The sequence below is a fragment of the Terriglobales bacterium genome (genome assembly GCA_035567895.1).
Classification (GTDB): domain Bacteria; phylum Acidobacteriota; class Terriglobia; order Terriglobales; family Acidobacteriaceae; genus Gp1-AA112.
In genome coordinates, this window is the sequence record DATMPC010000001.1 from 171,789 (window position 1) to 189,976 (window position 18,188).

The 18,188-nt window shown below is 55.4% G+C and carries 13 protein-coding genes; 4 read left to right on the forward strand and 9 right to left on the reverse strand.

Annotated elements, in window-relative coordinates; translation table 11 throughout:
- Window positions 1-6 precede the first annotated feature (6 nt).
- From VNX88_00695 to VNX88_00735, 9 genes are all read right to left on the reverse strand, one after another.
- Entirely contained in the window at window positions 7-726 is a 720-nt protein-coding gene (locus tag VNX88_00695) for a tetratricopeptide repeat protein (GenBank protein ID HWY67145.1), read from the reverse strand.
- Window positions 727-858: 132 nt separating this feature from the next.
- Entirely contained in the window at window positions 859-3,474 is a 2,616-nt protein-coding gene (locus tag VNX88_00700) for a PBP1A family penicillin-binding protein (protein HWY67146.1), read from the reverse strand.
- A 107-nt stretch (window positions 3,475-3,581) separates the two neighbouring features.
- Entirely contained in the window at window positions 3,582-3,953 is a 372-nt protein-coding gene (locus tag VNX88_00705; protein ID HWY67147.1) for a hypothetical protein, read from the reverse strand.
- Between the two features lie 30 nt (window positions 3,954-3,983).
- On the reverse strand, window positions 3,984-5,714 hold the full coding sequence (locus tag VNX88_00710; protein HWY67148.1) for a proline--tRNA ligase: 1,731 nt from the start codon (window positions 5,712-5,714) through the stop codon (window positions 3,984-3,986).
- Window positions 5,715-5,843: 129 nt separating this feature from the next.
- The gene (locus VNX88_00715) at window positions 5,844-6,053 is read right to left on the reverse strand and encodes a hypothetical protein (protein HWY67149.1); all 210 of its coding nucleotides are present in this window, start codon (window positions 6,051-6,053) and stop codon (window positions 5,844-5,846) included.
- 69 nt (window positions 6,054-6,122) lie between these two features.
- On the reverse strand, window positions 6,123-7,088 hold the full coding sequence (locus VNX88_00720) for a KpsF/GutQ family sugar-phosphate isomerase (GenBank protein HWY67150.1): 966 nt from the start codon (window positions 7,086-7,088) through the stop codon (window positions 6,123-6,125).
- 72 nt (window positions 7,089-7,160) lie between these two features.
- Window positions 7,161-8,744 (reverse strand): glutamine-hydrolyzing GMP synthase, encoded by a 1,584-nt coding sequence (gene guaA / locus VNX88_00725; GenBank protein ID HWY67151.1) that lies wholly within the window; start codon window positions 8,742-8,744, stop codon window positions 7,161-7,163.
- Between the two features lie 175 nt (window positions 8,745-8,919).
- The gene (locus VNX88_00730; protein HWY67152.1) at window positions 8,920-10,368 is read right to left on the reverse strand and encodes an FtsX-like permease family protein; all 1,449 of its coding nucleotides are present in this window, start codon (window positions 10,366-10,368) and stop codon (window positions 8,920-8,922) included.
- Window positions 10,365-11,078 carry an ABC transporter ATP-binding protein gene (locus VNX88_00735; protein HWY67153.1) on the reverse strand — a complete coding sequence of 238 codons (714 nt, stop codon included), beginning with the start codon at window positions 11,076-11,078 and terminating at the stop codon, window positions 10,365-10,367. The genes VNX88_00730 and VNX88_00735 overlap by 4 nt, the downstream gene beginning before the upstream one ends.
- Before the next feature lie 899 nt (window positions 11,079-11,977).
- Between VNX88_00735 and VNX88_00740 the strand changes: the two genes are divergently transcribed.
- From VNX88_00740 to VNX88_00755, 4 genes are read left to right on the forward strand one after another with little or no spacing between them, the layout of a single operon-like run.
- Entirely contained in the window at window positions 11,978-12,610 is a 633-nt protein-coding gene (locus VNX88_00740; GenBank protein HWY67154.1) for a hypothetical protein, read from the forward strand.
- A gap of 41 nt (window positions 12,611-12,651) precedes the next feature.
- The gene (locus VNX88_00745) at window positions 12,652-13,809 is read left to right on the forward strand and encodes a hypothetical protein (GenBank protein ID HWY67155.1); all 1,158 of its coding nucleotides are present in this window, start codon (window positions 12,652-12,654) and stop codon (window positions 13,807-13,809) included.
- A 2-nt stretch (window positions 13,810-13,811) separates the two neighbouring features.
- Complete coding sequence (locus VNX88_00750; protein HWY67156.1) at window positions 13,812-14,633, forward strand: hypothetical protein; 822 nt, start codon at window positions 13,812-13,814, stop codon at window positions 14,631-14,633.
- Complete coding sequence (locus VNX88_00755; GenBank protein ID HWY67157.1) at window positions 14,630-17,908, forward strand: SdrD B-like domain-containing protein; 3,279 nt, start codon at window positions 14,630-14,632, stop codon at window positions 17,906-17,908. The genes VNX88_00750 and VNX88_00755 overlap by 4 nt, the downstream gene beginning before the upstream one ends.
- Window positions 17,909-18,188: the final 280 nt, after the last annotated feature.

An 18,188-nucleotide genomic window follows, 5' to 3' on the forward strand; every position in this document is an offset into this window, starting at 1 on the left:
CCCCACTTATTCCGGCAGCGGCATAGGACCGTGATTGAGTAGGCTCAAGAAGCGCGGATCCTTGCGGAAGCCTACGAACTCCTGATCCTTCTGGAAGTTCTCTGCAACCTTAAATCCTTCCTCCATCGCCTTCTTTAGGTACAGCAAACATCGGTCGGCATCCCCGCGTCCGGCGAACATCTTTGCCATCACATAGGAATAACGGGCGCGATCTTCCGGAGACGACATGTGCGCAGTGATCCCAGCCTGGGAGTGGCGCTCAAAGATTTCCGGATCCAGCGACAGCGCAGTCGCGTATTCCTGGCTTGCTTTGTCGTATTTTTTTGTAGCGAAATACGCAGTACCAAGGTTGCTATGGAAGCTGGCCGACTCCGGATTCAAAACGATCGCTTTGCGATAAAGCTTGATGGACTTGCCGTAGTTGCGCGTGTTGTAGTGGACCACTCCCAGATTGTTCGTGGCCTCGGGGTAGTGCGGATTGCCCTTAATCGCGCGCTCAAACATATGCTTCGCTTCGTTGAAGTGCAGCATCTGGAGCTGCGCAATCCCCTGTTTGTTGTAGAGCTGAGACGGGGAAGAACTCTTATGGATCGCCGCGTCGTAGTAGTCGATTGCGTCAGCATAGTACTTTTCGGCACGTAGGATGTCGCCACGCTGCTCGAGCTGAGCCTCAGTTGCGCTGGGTGACGGTGGTTCTATACGGCGCAATGCTGTTGGAGTCGTCATCGTAACTGACGAACTATCATTTAGAGGAATCTGAGTTTGCGCTGAGCAACAAGCGGCAGCGGTGAGTGCGAACGCGAAAGCGAACTGTGCACGAGACATCGTTGGCCTCCCAGGTCACTTCCGTCGCGGGTTCTACCTTGGTGCAGGCGGGGACGGCGAACTCGGCGGCGAATTTTGGTCCTTATTATCCCCCTTAATTGCCCCAAAAAGCTTCCCAAAAAAGCCCTTTTTCTTCTTCTCGTCCTCGGTACTTTGGGCCGTCTGGGACGACTGTACTACTGGTGGGGACGAAAGTGGCTGGGCTGCCTGCTGAGTAGGATTAGACACCGGAGGTGGCGCACTCGGATGTGGCCCTACCCCGAAGATCTTCTGGAAGAAATTTCGCTGGTCGCCGGCGGTCATTTCGCAGTTCTGGTTGGGCTCGGTGCCGACAATGAAGGCTGCATTGTAATCGTTTGGACAGACGGGGGTGGCTAGGTAATTCGTTACTTTATCGAGCCTTACATCAACCACTCCCGCAGGAGGATTAAACGGGCCAACCCCGTCCTTGTACTGCGGAAGGGCGGTTGCGCGCTTCATGAACTGTGCCCAGATTGGCGCGGCCGTTTTTGAGCCTTCCAGCTTCAGATCGCTGTAATCGTCATAGCCAACCCAAACAATGCACAACAAATTCGTGGTATAGCCGGCGAACCAAGCGTCGTGTGACGTACCGGTCTTTCCGGCCGCGGGGGCGGTGAAGCCGTCACGGCCGCGAACTGCGGCAGCAGTACCGTAGTTGAGCACACCTTCCATCATCGTGGTGGTTACATAGGCCACGCGTGGATCGAGCACCTGACGACTATCCGTAGTGAAGTCCTGCAGGATGTCACCTTTCGCATCCCGAACCGAGGAGACGAAGATGGGAGAGATGCGCGTGCCGTTATTAGCGAAAATCGTGTATGCCCCAGCCATATCCATCGGCGTGGCATCGTAGGAGCCGATAGCCATCGCCGGTGTCGCGCGGACCGATTTGATTCCTGCCGAACGGGCAAGAGCGACAACCTTGTCGTAGCCGATCATCTCCGCAACTTTTATGGTCGCGTTGTTCAGCGAATGCGCGAGGGCGAAGCTGGCGCTTACGGGCCCGTAGTACTTGTCTTCAAAATTCTTGGGTGTATAGACCTTGTCTTCATATTGGAAGACGGTCGGTGAATCGTCGACGATGGTGGCCGGAGTGAAGACAGGCTGTCCTCCACTGAGCGCGGTGTTGACGGCTGTCGCGAAGACGAAGGGCTTGAAGATAGATCCCGTCGGACGACTCGCCACAGAGTGATTCAACTGGCTCATGCCGTAATTGCGTCCACCGGAAAGCGCGAGCACGGCTCCGGTATGGGGATCGATGCACACCAACGCGACTTGAGCGTCGGGTCCTGGCCGGACGGTGGTGACTATCTTCGCGTTCTTGCCCTTCCCTTCTCGAACTTTTTTCGTGCGCTGCTTGCGGACCAATTCGTCCACCTGCTTCATGCCAATATCAATGGCCTCAGCTGCAGCGTGTTGCAGATCCAGATCAAGCGTGGTGTAAATGCGGTAACCGTTTCCGTTCAGTTCAGTATCTTTGTACTGCGAGAGCAGCGACTCGCGAACCATGTCGACGAAGTAAGGCGCGTCGCTAGCTTCCACGTTTGGAGGAGCCAGCTTCAGTGGCGCAGCCTTGGCGGCATCTGCCTGTGCTTGAGAGATCACTTCATTGTCGACCATCGCCTGCAGCACGATGTTGCGACGCTCCACAGCACGGTCAGGGTGACGATATGGCGAGAAGTAAGTTGGGCCATTGACGATCCCAGCCAGCAGCGCCGCTTCGTGAAGAGTGAGGTCCCCGATATCTTTCCCGAAATAGGCTTGGGACGCTTCGCCGAATCCTTTGATGGTGAAGGACCCGCGCTGGCCCATGTCCACTTGATTAACGTAGAGCTCGAGAATCTGCTTCTTGGTGAGACGCTGCTCCAGCTCGGTGGCAATCAGCATCTCCGTCAACTTGCGCTTTATCGTTTGTTGGGGCGTTAGGAAGAAGCCGCGCGCCAATTGCATGGTCAGCGTCGATCCGCCCTGCTTGTGCCGGGAACGCAGATCGATCAAGACTGCTTCGATAAAGCGTAGGTAGTTAACACCACCATGCTGGAAGAACCTGCGATCCTCGATGGAGAGGATCGCGTTCACCAGAATGGACGGCATATCCTCGTAGGTGATGAGCCGGCGCTTGGATCGGTTCTCGCGATCGAACAGGCCGGTAACGAGCTGAGGCTCAAGTTCGTAAGCGTCAAGCCCGCCGCCATTCTTCTGCGTGATGCGATCTATCTTGCCGTCGCTGACATGAATGGTCGCGGATTCAGGCGTGTGATACGACTCCGGGCCAGGGTTTACCTCGATATAAGAAGCGCCCTCCTTGTAGGTGCCTACACGCGAGCCGTTGCGGTCGCTCTCTTCAGTGTACCCAGCGCGGCGAAGGTCGACGGCAATGCTGCTGACCTTGAGCGCCTCGCCTACCTTTACCGTCTCAGCGGCAGCGTAGATCTTCGCCGAGTTGGCAAAGATCGGTCCACTCAGGCGCTTATCAATGATTTTCTGATATTTGACGTAGTAGTACGCGAAGACGCCAAACAGAACGGTGCACACGACGATAAATGCCGCTACCGACGCCTTGACTATCGGGTGCGAAAGACGAGCGTGAATGCCTGTCCCGCGGGGGATTTTTAGCTTGATGGCCAATGTAAAGAAAACTTCTACCTACATAGATTAGACGAAAGCTGGCCGATGATGGCTATGGAGAACCGGCTATGTTCCATTAGACGCAAAACAAAGCTACTTAGCTGCCCCTAGGGAATTACACGGTTAGGGATCGGATCAATCTTCGTTCCGTTCTTGGCTGCGGGATGGAAGTCCATGTCGAAAGGACGAATCATGGCATCAACATGAACCGTATAGTTCACGCCGATGATGCAGTCTCCTCCACCCTTCGCAATCGAGACAAGTTCCGGATTCACCGGTACTCCGATCTCGGCGATCTGTTTCTTCACCTCGCCGCGAATCGCGTTTTCGTCCAGCGGAGAGTACTCGTTGTTACGCGAGATGCTCTGCAGCTCCTCCTGGAACTGATATGCCTGAATATATGGCGGCATCATCTTCCATAGCAGGTAGACGACCGCGACTACAACAAAGACGCCGAAGAGCGATTTGAGTCTCGCCATTGCTTAGAAATCAGAGAGCCAGAGCCTGATTTATTGCGTAATTTGCCGCAATTTTTCAGTAATTTCGCTCATGCTAGCATCCACGGATTGGCGTGTCGAGCGTTGTACCAGCTCAACTTTCCCCTCGGAAACCTTCTTGCCAACATTAACTCGATATGGGATTCCCACCAGGTCAGCATCCTTGAACTTTACCCCGGCCCGGTCCTCCCGATCGTCAAGCAACACGTCAAATCCTGCAGCGGCGAGCTTGGCAGAAACCTCTTCCCCCGCGCCGCGAATGATTGAATCACTGACATTGGTCGGCGTCACCACCACGTCGAAAGGAGCAATCCTGCGGGGAAGCCAGAATCCATCGTTGTCATTGCTCTGCTCGATCGCCGAGGTAAGAATCCGTTCTATGCCAATGCCGTAACTGCCCATGATCGGCGCAACCTCCTTCCCAGCCTGATCGAGCACTCGCGCACCCATCGACTCGGAATACTTGTAGCCAAGCTTGAAGATATGTCCAATCTCGACGGCTTTTGCCACTACGATCGGCGTTCCGCAGTTCGGACAGGCTTCGCCGGGCTCCACGTTTCGCACGTCTGCGTATTGTTTTACCGCGAAATCACGACCGGGAGTTACGTTACGCAGGTGATAGTCCTCTTTGTTAGCTCCTGCAACGAGGTTGGTGCGGCCCTCGAGGGCCTTATCAACGACCAATTCCAAGCCATTGACGCCGATAGGACCTAGGTATCCCGCAGGCGATTTGAAGGCGCTCTCGATCTCTTCCGCATGCATTGGGCGCACTTCGCGCGCTCCAAGCACGGCGAGAAGTTTGGCTTCGTTCAGCATGTGGTCACCGCGCACGAATACCGCGACCGGACGATCCGCCTTCTTGCCGTCCTTATCGTCCCATGTACCAACCAGAGCCAGCGTTTTAATCTTCTGTTTGGGAGACACGCCTAAATACCTGGCGACCTCTTCGATGGTCTTCATTCCGGGCGTGTGGACCAATTCGGGAGAGCCGTTGCCCGAGGCCTTCAGATCTTCCACGGGATCGAGCTTCGACGTAGCTTTCTCCAGGTTCGCTGCATAACCACACTTCGGACAGCTCGCGACCATGTCTTCGCCGGCATCGGTGTAGACCATGAATTCGTGCGACTGTGATCCACCCATTGCCCCAGAATGCGCCTCTACGACCACGAATTTCAGCCCGCAGCGGGTGAAGATCGCGCTGTACGTGTCGTAGTGTTTCCGATAGGACAGATCGAGCCCACTCGCGTCGATGTCGAAGGAGTAGGCATCCTTCATGATGAACTGACGCACGCGCAACAATCCCGATTTAGGACGAGGCTCGTCGCGAAACTTCGTCTGAATCTGGTACCAGATTTGAGGAAGTTGCTTGTAGCTGCGCAGTTCCTTGCGGGCGATTTCGGTCATGACCTCTTCGTGCGTCATGCCCAGGCAAAGATCGCGTCCACCGCGGTCTTTCAGGCGGAACATGTTGTCGCCCATTACTGACCAGCGTCCGCTCGATTCCCACAACTCGCGCGGATGCAGCGCCGGCAGAAGGAATTCCTGTCCGATTTTGTCCATCTCATCGCGAACGATGGAGATGATCTTGTTGACCGAGCGCTGTCCCAGAAAAAGATAGGAATAAATACCGGAGGCGAGCTGGCGAATGTATCCAGCGCGAACGAGAAATTTGTGGCTGGCGACCTCGGCCTCGGCAGGCGCTTCGCGCAGCGTGGGAATAAACAGTTGAGACCAGCGATGCATGTGGCTCCGTGAGCTGTAAGGTAAAAGATTTATTGTAGCGAAGGAATACGATTCAACGTGGTTCCGGCCGCCCTCGACCGGGTGTTTGCAGAACCGGCGTCGGTAGCGGCTGCGTGCGTTCCTAGTCGGCTATTTCGCGAGCTTGCCCAAAATCTGCTTGGCCAATTTCAGCGCTTCCCCGAAGTGCTTCTGGTATTCGGTGAACTGCCTATTCAACTCTAGCGACTGATCGGGCGCGAGCCCGGCGTGGAAGAGCATGTCACGGACTTTGACGGGATTGGGAAGTAGGGTTTCGTCGTTCAAGTCTTCCAGTGCCTGGCGCGGATCGGGGGCAGACATGGTTCTTTCCTTTTCTTGTGCTTGCGAATTGTGCGCATTCACCCACCCGCTACTGCGGGCGGTACTGACCTAAATCGACTCTGTTCCCCAAAGATCGTGCAGATGCAGGACGCCCAACAGACGCGAATCCTCTGCGGTGATAACTAAGGAGGTAATCTTGCGTTCTTCCATCAGATTCAAGGCAGTCATCGCGAAAGTGGATGCAGGCACGGTAACCGGGGTACGCGTCATGCATTCGCCCGCCTTCAGGTCCATCGCATCCTTACCACGGTGCTCCAGCAATCGTCGCAAATCGCCATCACTGATCACACCTAGCAACTTCCCATTTTGGGCGACTGTGGTCATGCCCAGCTTCTTGCGTGACATTTCGTAGATTACCTCATGCATGGAGGTGTCAGGAGCAACGCGCGGGAGGGCGTCGCCGGCGTGCATCAGCTCGGAGACGCGCATCAGTTGCTTGCCCAGCTTCCCACCCGGATGCAATTCGGCGAAGTCTTCTTCTTTGAATCCGCGCTTTTCCGCCAGTGCGACGGCGACAGCGTCCCCCAGAGCAAGCATCGTCGTCGTGCTGGCCGTAGGAGCGAGTCCAAGATTGCATCCTTCGCGGGGGACGGAACAATCGAGTACTACATCCGAAGCCTGTGCCAGCGTTGACTGCAAATCGCAGGTGAAGCAGATGAGGGCGTCGCCGATCCGTTTGATCTTGGCGAGCAATTTAAGCAACTCTTCGGTCTCGCCGCTGGAAGAGAGCGCGATAACTACGTCTCCGGTGGCGACCATCCCAAGATCTCCGTGTAGAGCCTCCGCCGGGTGCATGAAGAGCGATGGAGTGCCGGTGGAGCTGAGTGTCGCCGCGATTTTTTGCGCGATGATTCCACTCTTACCCATTCCAGTGACTACAACGCGAGCTGTGCATCGATGCAGCAGATCCACTGCCCGCTCAAAGCTCTCCTTCATAGGACCAGCGAGGCGCTCGGCCAGGGCCACGAGCGCTTCCGCTTCAATGCGGACTACGTTTTCCCCAGTAGAGGACATGGATGGTGAGATGGTAACAAAGCTATAGGGATTCCTTCGCTGCGCTCGGAATGACAAGAACGTAAGGTGGCGTTACTCCCACTCAATCGTTCCCGGCGGCTTTGAAGTAATGTCGTACACCACACGGTTAATTCCACGAACTTCGTTCACGATGCGGCTCGAGATCGTGCGCAGCACTTCGTAGGGCAGCGGGACCCAATCAGCAGTCATGCCATCCTCAGAATGAACAGCGCGGATCGCGCACGTGTACGCGTAGGTGCGATAGTCGCCCATCACTCCCACCGACATCACCGGGAGCAGCACGGCAAACGATTGCCAGATCTGATTGTAGAGTCCGGCCGACTTGATTTCAGACACCACGATGTCGTCTGCATCCTGAAGCAGCTTCACACGCTCAGGAGTGACTTCCCCGAGAATGCGCACGGCGAGTCCCGGACCGGGAAACGGCTGACGCTGAAGGATCTCCTCCGGCATACGCAGATCGCGTCCGATGCGGCGCACTTCGTCTTTGAAAAGATCTTTGAGAGGCTCGATCAGCTTCAGATTCATCTTCTCCGGCAGTCCGCCGACGTTGTGATGAGTCTTGATCGTTTGCGACGGACCGCGAACCGAGCGGGACTCGATTACATCGGGGTACAACGTTCCTTGCACCAGGAACTCCGCTTTTTTCGCACCGCGGCCGTTCGAAGCCTTCTCCTGCTGATGTCTTCGAATCAACTTTTCGGCCTCATCGTCGAAGACCGCGATGAATTCGTTGCCGATGATCTTGCGCTTCTTCTCGGGATCGGTAACTCCGGCGAGCTTCGACAAGAACCGATCACTGGCATCGACCGCCACGAGATTCATGCCCAATCTGTCGCGAAGGTTGGCTTGAACCTTCTGAAACTCATCTTTGCGCAGTACGCCGTTGTTAACGAAGACGCACGTGAGTCGATCGCCAATGGCGCGGTGCACCAGGACTGCAGCAACGGAGGAATCGACGCCGCCTGACAGCGCGCAGATTGCGTGTCCATCGCCTACGGTCTCCTTGATAGAAGCCACGGTTTCATCGATAAATCGTTGTGGGGTCCAGTTGGGCTCGGCATGGCAAATGTCGAAGACGAAATTGCGCAGCAGATCGGTACCGAGTTTGGTGTGATGGACTTCAGGATGGAACTGTACCGCCCACGTCTTCCGTTGCGGATTCTCGATTGCTGCTAGTGCGCTGGAACTTTTCGCTACGACTCGGAAGCCCGATGGCAGTTCGCGCGCTTCATCTCCGTGCGACATCCATACCGAAAGCGATGCCGGCAAATTGCGAAAGAGCGAAGACTCAGGTTCGAGGACCTCGACCTGCGCATGTCCATACTCGCGCTTCGGGCCGGGAACAACCTTTCCCCCGAGCTTATGAGTGATGAAATGGAGTCCGTAACAAATGCCCAAAACGGGAAGGCCGAGCGAGAGCACGCGCTCGTCCGCCGGCGGAGCATCATCGTCATAAACCGAGCATGGCCCGCCCGAAAGAATGATTCCCGCAGGGCGATAGCTTTGGATTTCATCAAGCGTGGCCGTGCAAGGAAGAACGACAGAGAAGACGCGCTGTTCGCGAATTCTGCGCGCGATAAGCTGCGTGTACTGCGAGCCAAAGTCGAGAATGACAATGGACTGGGGTTCCATGATTGAGTGTCGCAGAACCTGGACTTCTATTCAACCTACGCGGGAGAGGCGAACACGAAGGGCGCGAGGATAAAGAAAAGGTCACGAAGAAAATTGAGAGCACTGCTGCATTCCTACCGCAGTCTTTGTGACCTTATTGTGTTGCCTTCCTGCCCTTCGTGTTCGCCTTTCTGGTTCAATCGTAACGTAACGCCTGAACGGGATCGAGGCGAGCCGCGCGCGCTGCAGGATACAGCCCGGCAACTAAACTCACCACCAGCGAAAATCCAATTGCACCCAAGACCAGCCACAGCGGCACTAACCACACATCGTCTGGAGTGAACTGTTGCTGGCGCTGCATATAGACGCGAGTGCCAAAGTTAATAACGCGGCCGATGATCCATCCAAGCAATACCCCGAGCGTTCCCCCGAAAATGCCCATAGCGCCAGCTTCTGCGAAGAAGAGCTTCTGCACATCGCCGTCGCTGGCTCCAATTGCCTTCATGATGCCAATCTCGCGGCGGCGCTCGAGGATCGACATCACCAGCGTGTTGATGATCCCCAGCGACGCGACGGCTAGTGCGAGGCTGCCGAAGATACCGAGGAACATGTCAAGGATGGCAAAGAACTTCCGCAGGCTGCGGGTAGCATCGAGCAGCGAAAACGTGTTGTAGCCGAGCTGCTTAATCTTGTCTTCCACTGGTTCCACTTGGGCAGACCGGCCCACTCGCACGATCAGCGCCTGATAACTGTTCGAGACGGGATCGCGATCGCCCGCCAGGCGAACCTGCGTCATCTGCATCGGCTCAAGTTGCTGCGCGAAGGAGACGGGAACATAAGCCCCGGCGCTGCCCGCGCCACGTATTCCGGCATCGGCCTTCGACTCAACCAGTCCAACGACCTTCAGCTTCCGTTCCACTGGCGTCACCGCATAGACACTCAATTCGCTGGCGGGGCCGAATTCAGAAGCGCCGGAGGACGCGGCCTCATTGTCTTTGAGCAAGTGCCGAGAGGCATAACGAAGCACAATGTCTTTGCCGATCAAGTCTTCCGGCTTGTCGCTCAGACTTTTGGCCTCGTCGGCTTGCAGAATTACTTCGGCAGCGTCTGGAGCAGAGAAGTATTTGCCCTTCATGTTGTCGAAAGTCTCGAGTTGCCGGGCCGACATCGGGAGCCCGCTGACCAACTGGTACTCGCGCGTTCTGCCGCGCTCACCGGATTCGTTAGATTCTGGCGAAGCTGATTTCGTTGTGGGCGGCTCCTGCGCCGGAGGATCTTGAACGGTGCTGGCAGAGTCCAGTCTTACTTCCGCAGGAAAGCGAATGTCCGGATAGACCTCGGAGACCTCGGAAAAACTCGCCATCTTCTGGCGTGCTGGCTCATCCAGCGCAGGGGGCGGCCCCTTCCTTCTTTCCATGCGGCCGTTCGGTCCCTGCACACGTCTGCCGGAAGTCACGTAGATACTGTCGAACAATCCTGACTTTGCGAGCCGCGAGGCGGCGAGACGTTGCAGTCCTATGCCCAGCGAAAGCATCGCTACTAGTGATGCCACTCCGACGGAGATGCCAACCGTCGTGAGCGAATTGCGAAGCACCGACTCGCGCAGATTGCGCGTGGCGAGCTCGACCAGGTCGCCGGTCTTCATGCGGGCACCTCGGAGGGATCCTCGACGAGTTTCCCGTCGCGCAGAAAGATGAAGCGCGAAGCGTATCGCTCTGCCAGAGAACGCTCATGCGTGACCATCAACACGGTCGTGCCCTCGCCATGGATGGTGTGAATCAAATCCATGATTTCGCTTCCCGTGCGGCTATCGAGGTTGCCGGTGGGTTCATCTGCGAGCAACAACTGTGGAGAATTCACCAGCGCTCGCGCTAAGGAAGCTCGCTGCTGCTCGCCTCCAGAAAGTTCTGAGGGACGATGGTCCAGGCGGTGGCCAAGTCCCACACGCTCGAGAGCAGTCCGCGCGCGACTCAGGCGTTGCTCGCGGGGCACTTCAGCAAAGCGCATGGGGAGTTCCACATTCTCCAGCACAGTCATCGCGGCGACGAGATTGAATGCTTGGAAGACCATGCCAACCGTGCTGCGGCGATAGCGAGCGAGTTCCTCTCGAGACATCCGAGCAAGATCGCGCCCGGCAACTGCAACTGAACCTGTTGTTGGAGTGTCGAGTCCGGCGATGAGGTTCAGCAAGGAAGACTTGCCTGATCCGGAAGTACCCAGCAATGCGACGAACTCCCCTGCCGCGATCGAGAAGCTCACGTCGTTTACTGCGCGAATCTCTGATTCGCCCATGCGGTAGTTGCGGGAGAGCTTCTGCGCCTGGATGTCGGCGCCTGTCTTATTTTCTGTCGGCATCAAGATTTATGACTGCTGGCGAACCTTGTTATTACGCCCGCGCGAGCGCAGAAGTTGCAAGCGGCAGTTATGGTGCAGCCACAGAGAATCATGGTGAGAGCTCTCGTTTAGTAACCCGATTCTGCCTGTTGACTTTGCAATTAGCAGCGAATTATTCTGTGCTTACACGGGAAAGGAGGGCGATCCAACATATATGAAAAGTTCTGATGGTAGTAGTAATAAACGTGAGGTGGCTGAGGCTTAGGGCGTTCAGCTCTAAAGACCTGGCGAACTCCGCTACACATTGGAGGTTTGCAGAGGCCATTCGCATAGAGTGACCGCCTCAAGCCAATCCCAACAGCTTACCGGCGACCCGCTGCGGTGAATAACCCGCGCGGGTCGTGTCGTTTTGGGACGAATCTTTTTCCTGCTTCCGTACACTGCAAAATCGATTTTTCCTAGCGTTTGCAACCACATCCGTAGTTATCGAAGTAACCGGTATTCTGGCCGTCACGGGCTCGTAATTAGCCGGATTCAAGAGCGATCGAAATCGTCCGGATAAACTAAACCCTTTTAGCTGAATCACTTACGGCATCTACGATTGGCCATAGCGGATTTTACCCTCTCTCCCACTAAAGTCGACGTTACCTGAGCGTACCCTCGCGTTACGTTGACCCCTTCATAGGGCCGTCATAATCTCGCCACATCACACCCGAAGTACATAGTCCTTTCGGCACCTTCTCGGTACCAGAATGGGAATGTTGGCGGGTTGGATAGTCCGGCAGGGCGACTGGAAAGAAGATTTCCTACGCTGACTCCCCACTGTGGATTTCGGCCCTTGAAATTTGCACTTGTTTTTCCCCTAAATCCACGCGACGAAGTCGAGTGGCAACAGGGACTTCAAGAGGAGAAAGAAAATCATGAAACGCATGACACTGGCGATCTTCGCAGCCCTGTTGATGGCATCGACATCCTTCGCTGCGACACAGGCCGCAAATACCAACACCGTTGCACCGACACTTCAAATTTCGGCGACGATACAAAAAGCGGTATCACTGACGCTCGCGACCGGCACGACCGGTGGCGTGACTCACTGCGCCGTTGTTGCCACTGGCGCCGCACCGGACTACACAATGAACTTCGGCACAGTGGACGCCCTCGGCATCAATGGCGGCAACTGCAGTAAGTTCAATCCTGCGACTCCAGGCGTTACCGACGCGATCTACTGGACCGACTATCAAGTGACGCCAGTATTCACGTCGCACACCGCTGTCTCGGGCACGACCGTCACGGCGCAAGTGACCACGGATTTCGCTGCTCCACACAACATCTTTGTGGTCCGCGACACTGCTAACTCGAACACTGTGCCAGCCGGAGTAGGCAGCTTTTCGGCAATGGGCACAAGCTCAGCAGACACGATTGGTGCAGCCGGTGTCGCCAGCGGAACTGCGTTGACCCGCTTCATCGGTGTGGGCGTAAAGCCCGATAACGGTGCGACCGTGTTACAGGGCGCGCAGACCGCAACCGTGACGTTCACCTTAACTGTTCAGTAAGGCATGGGGTTCCCGGTTCCCCAAAAACCGGAACCACTAAAATGCCAGCAACGTTTCATGATCACGAGAACGCCACGCACGCACCTGCCAGAGAGATCGGTAGGGAGCGGCGTGGCTTTTCTTTTAGCTGGCTTCTTGCCGTAATTCTCACTTTCGCGCTCACGCCTTCCATGTGGGCGGCTGCCAAACTTAAGCTCGCATCTTCCGGTACCGGTTTTACGGTTGCGGGCGCATCCCCAACATATACAGCCTCATTTGGGACCATGAACGCGCTCGCGTTTGGCACACCGGCTACAAACGTGACTGCAACAGCTTTGTCGAACGGTGCGCTCTATTTCACGACATTGAACGTTAGTGTTCAGGCCATAGGCGGCGGGAACACTGGGGTTGTCAAGGCGTACGTCAGCACTAATTTCCTCGGCAACGCCTCCTCCGCAATGATTGTGTATGGGTGTGCGGCTCCGTCGGCTTGCACAAGCGCCGGTCAATTTTCCGCATTGGGAACTTCACAAGCCGGCGCAACAACTCTGGCATCGGGACTGAACAGCGGTTCTCCTTCTGCCAATGCAGGCCTGGCGATCTTCCTCCCAGATAACAACGGCGCGACGGCATTCACTGGGTTGTCGGCGTTGGGTTGCACGGTAACTTTCGATCTTTATCTCAACGGAAGTACTACCTCAACCGATACGGTTACGCTGGCCCTCCTAAACGAGACCGTGCAGAGCGCTGTACAGCTCACGGTGGGCAGCGCCGCTGGTGGTCTAGCGATTGGCAATTCTGGCGGCCCATTAGTCGACCCGTTCTCCATGAGTTTTGGGAACGTAAACGCTCTTGGTATCGGGCCGGGCGCCGGGCTGACTACAGTGGCCCAGGCGGGTGGGATCATCTACAAAACACCCTACAACGTCTTGCCGGTTTTTACCGATATGAGTCAGACGAGCGCGAGCGTGAAAGCATGCGTGAGTACTACGTTCACGCACTCCCTGGTCCTTTCGTTAAACGATTCCGCGACCGGCTCCGCGGGTTCCTTTTCCAATATCTCTACAAATTGCGGTGCGGCCACATCGCTGACTACCACGGCTGGGAATCGCTCGACGGTTGCAAGATACCTGGGCCTTTTTGTCTCGAACGTGAACGGTGCCACGGCCTTCACTGGACTCGATAACGCAACCCTTACTTATACCCTGACGGTGCCATAGTAATGAGAACCTCTCCCAAAGTTGCACTCTGCGCCCTCCTCACATTCGCCACAACAATTGTTTCCGCGCAGTCGATCGGATTGGCCCCCGCTCAGATCATCAGCGACTTCAAACCTGGAGTGGCCTTCGAACAAGAATTGAGTGTCGCGAACAACGGTGGTGAAGCCGTCGAGTTGCACGTCCAGATCACAGATTTCTGGTACAACGACAAGAACGAAAAGGTCTTCGGCGCACCCGGAACTTCGCCGCGTTCAGCGGCGAATTGGATTCAGTTCGTTCCCGAGAAGTTCACGGTTCCGGCCGGCAAGTCGCAAAAGATGAAGGCGATCATTACGCCTCCTGCGGATGCTCGCGGCGGATACTACGCCGTCCTGTTTGTGGAATCGAAACCGGTACTCACCAACAAGCAGACTGAAGACGGTAAGCGCGTCTTTACCAACATGAGGCTTGGTTGCCTCGTTTTGCTCACCGCTAAGAACAGTGAAGCTTTCAACGTGAGCGTGAACGAATTGAAACTCATCCCGCCCAGCAATAATCAGGCACTCACCTTGACATTCGTAGTCGACAACGAGAGCAATACACATGTCTTTCCGCAGGCGCGATTGGCGATTTTGAATCCTGATCACAAGCTGGTGGCGAAATCAGAGAGTGAACTGAAGCGCTTTCTGCCCGGGCAGAAAGACTCGATGAAAGTTGAATGGAACGGCGACTTGAATCCCGGAGATTACACCGGGGTGCTCTCGCTTGTGTATGGCGGCACTCACGTGGAGACACGGCAGATTGCGTTTACGGTTGCAGCGAGGACAGCAAGTAGCGGCAAATGACGGTTGCAAGGAGGACGCGTAGTACCGCGACAGCAGTGTGCCTGCTGCTCGCTGGGCTATTCGTGTGTGCTCCAAAGTCACTTGCCCTTGAACCGACAGTTCTATCCAGCGTCGATGTGTACTGGCAGTCCACGCGCACGATCGCGGCTCCCGGAGTAACCAGCGTCATTGTCCTCGATGAGGAGATTGCCCACGTCCAGCTTGGCAATGACACCATCGAATTTGCCGGTCTAACACGTGGCGAGACGGTTGCGTTGGCTTATATTGATGGAAAGCCCTTCAGCATTGTTGTTCATGTTATCCCGCATCCATTAAAGGTTGTTCCGCCAAGCCTGCAGCGCCGTGAATCTGAGTTCGCACATGGAGTTGTTGGTTCGGATGTTCAGCTCTCAAGCGTTCAGAACACCTCTCACGTGACGTGGCTCAGCAGCCTGGGATGGTCGCAGCAGGTGGGCGATCATTATCTGGATTTCAGCAGCCAGGTTGAGGACAACACGCAGTTCGGTGGGCACGAGGCTAATCTAAGAACTGCCTCGATCAATTATCGGACTCCACATCTCACGGTAAACGCGATTGATTTCAATCAGAGCCTCAGCGGTTCGTTGGGCGAAGACCGTGTCAATAACTTCTCGACGCCGAGCATCATGCAATTGCGCGGGGGAGCAGTCACACTAGGCAGCGGCAAAAACGAGTTCTCACTTTTTGCTGGCTCAACGATTCCCTACTACTTTCTCTCTTTAAACGCCACGCGCGACGTCGCCGGCTTTAGCTTCCATCGCAGACAGACGAGCAAGCTGAATTTCTTTGGCAGCACGAGTTATGTGAATATCCCGACCACACTAACCACAGGAACCGTTCAACGGCGCGAATACGCGATGCAGAACCTCGGGCTGAGCTACCGGCTTGGGCAGCACTTCCTCGTGGGAGCGCAAGGTGGTGCGAGTAATCGCGGCGGCATGGTTCGCGGAGACCTTTCCTACAGCTCCTTCCGATTTTCCGGGTATGCGAGCGTCATCTCCGCTTCACAAACGTTTCCGTTGAATCAACTGCAATCACTTTTCTCCGGAACCTCTGCAGTAAAGGGCGGGTTGAGTTATCGATGGAACTCGAGATTCACCCAGGGACTCTACGTGGATCACTCGACGATCACTCCTGGACTGATCTATCGCGTACCGGGACGCAATGATTACGTGAGTCCCTCAGCTGCGTTCACCCTCTCGCGAGGAGAGACGCTCAATTTTTCTTACACGTATAGCCGAAACACTGGAGGCTTCACCCCAGCCACCACCACGGGAAATCGTTACGATGTCTCGTTGAACTCTCAGTTGGCGCCAAGGGTAGCTAATACTGCTCAAGTCACAATTGGCTCCGTGCAAGATCCGCTACAGATTAGTTCGCAGGACCAATTCAGTGTTCGCGACTCGCTTAGCATTCCCATCAAGGGAAAATCTCTGCTCCTTGGAGTCGAGCATGATAGGGTGAATCCATCGCTGATTACCAAATTGAACCAAGAATTGAATTTGCTATCACCGCAGTTGCAAGCTCAATTCCTGGCCGATCCCGTGGCATTTGTGGACTCCACGAACTTTCCCCCTGAGGTTAAGGCACTACTGTTGGCCCAGCAGCCGATCGGAACAACGGTTTCGGCCTCCACGACGATCGTATTGAAATCGAAACTTCGGTTCAGTCCAAATGTTTCGGCAACCTATGGATCGAACGGGGCCCTTGCGAACAATTGGACGCAGTCATTCGGCTATTCACTGATCTATCAATTTCGTCCGGACCTGCAATTTCGATCTTCGCTAAACAATGTCCTGCTTTGGGACACACGCCAGAACAGCACGCTACGCACCACGATTCTCTCTGTGGGGTTCCAGAAAACCTTCACTGCGGCTCCGGGAACGCTGCCGTTCCTCCACCGGGGGCGCATCATCGAAGGCCATGTCTTTCGCGATAACAACATCAATGGCGCGTTCAATACCAACGAGCCCGGACTGCCTGGAATAGAAGTGCGGCTCGAAGATGGACAAACAGCAACCACAGACGAGCAAGGTCGATATCGCTTTAGCGGTTTGTCCGCAGACGAACATCAGGTCTCTCTTGATCTCACACAATTCCGGCAGCCTGTCCGTATGACCACTCGGGGAGAACTCACCGCCGACCTGGTCCAGCAGCACATCGTCGTTGAGAACTTCGGAATTCTCGACTTCGCACGCGTAATGGGAAACATATTCAACGATCTGCGCTTCGAAAATCGACGCCAGCCTGATTCGAAAGGCTTGCAGGGAATTGGGCTGATGCTCGAAGGCGGCAAAGAACCGAGAACAATACAGACAATCGCTTCCGGTGATTTCGAATTCGACAACGTGCCTCCGGGTGATTACAAGCTTTCGTTGGATCCTTCCTCCCTCCCACCGAATTACCTCGGTCCTGTCGATTCGATTTCAGTTCACGTGAGTCCGGTCTCGACAGTGATAGAGGATATTCCGATGCGAGCTCTTCGTTCCATTTCAGGACGAGTACTCCTGAGAGTGCCGGCCGATCTGACGAGTTCGTCTTCGACTTCAGCCAAGCTCAAGCAACCGCGCGTTCCCTTGGTGCAACCTGAAAACGAAGAGCAAGAGATGATCCCGGTGGCCGGAGTCGAGGTGACTGCTGGGCCCACTACAGCGACCACGGACAAAGACGGAAAGTTCCTGCTGCGAAATCTGCCGGCAGGCGATCTGAGCGTTTCTATCAAGCCAGTGAGATCGGTGCCTACAGGAATCAGTATCCCGACGGGCAACGTGAAGTTGCCGCCTGAGCCGGTGCAGATTCAAGGGGCAACGATCGTCGTGACCAACGCAGAGTTGCTCCCCTACCTTACGGACGACATATTAAAGGCACCGACAGGACGTGCGCAGCAAGCGATCGCTTCGGCGTATACCCGGGCGCGTGAGCGAGATAAAGAACAGCCACCCGTGGCTCTTGCAAGTTCGCCTACCGCACAACCTAAAGCAGCGTTGCCTGCGAGGACTGAACCTATCTTGCAGCGTAACCAACCTGCGCCTTCGCAGGTGGCGGCGGTTGTACCGGCTCCTGCTCAACCAATCAACAAGCAGCAGGCATCGACTGCCGCAACGATTGCGCCGCCGGTTGTCGTGCGCAGCGGCGAGAAGGCTATTTCTTACGACGCCGTCAATCGGGCAATCTGTGAATCAATGCCATCGCTTGGCGAGGCGGCTCAATGCTTCAACCAACTCAAGCGGGCCGCAGCTACGAACGCTCAAAAGTAGGCCTGAAGTCTTGAAAAGGCGACCTCACAGGATGCAGAAAAATGCTGAGGACTCGCGGTTTTTGTCAGAGCATCGACTTTCAGAAGTTGCGCAATAAATAACATCATAGTTAGCGGAGCTCCCTGATCGCTCCCTGTTATTTTTCTGAAGCCTCGCGCAAAATAGCACTAAGTCGCTTTGTTGACAGTAGGTTAGAAGGAAATCCACAGAATTCCCTGTTAATTCCCTTCGTTTACGGCAAATTTGTAGATTTTGGGCAGAATTTGATAACTTTAAGGTC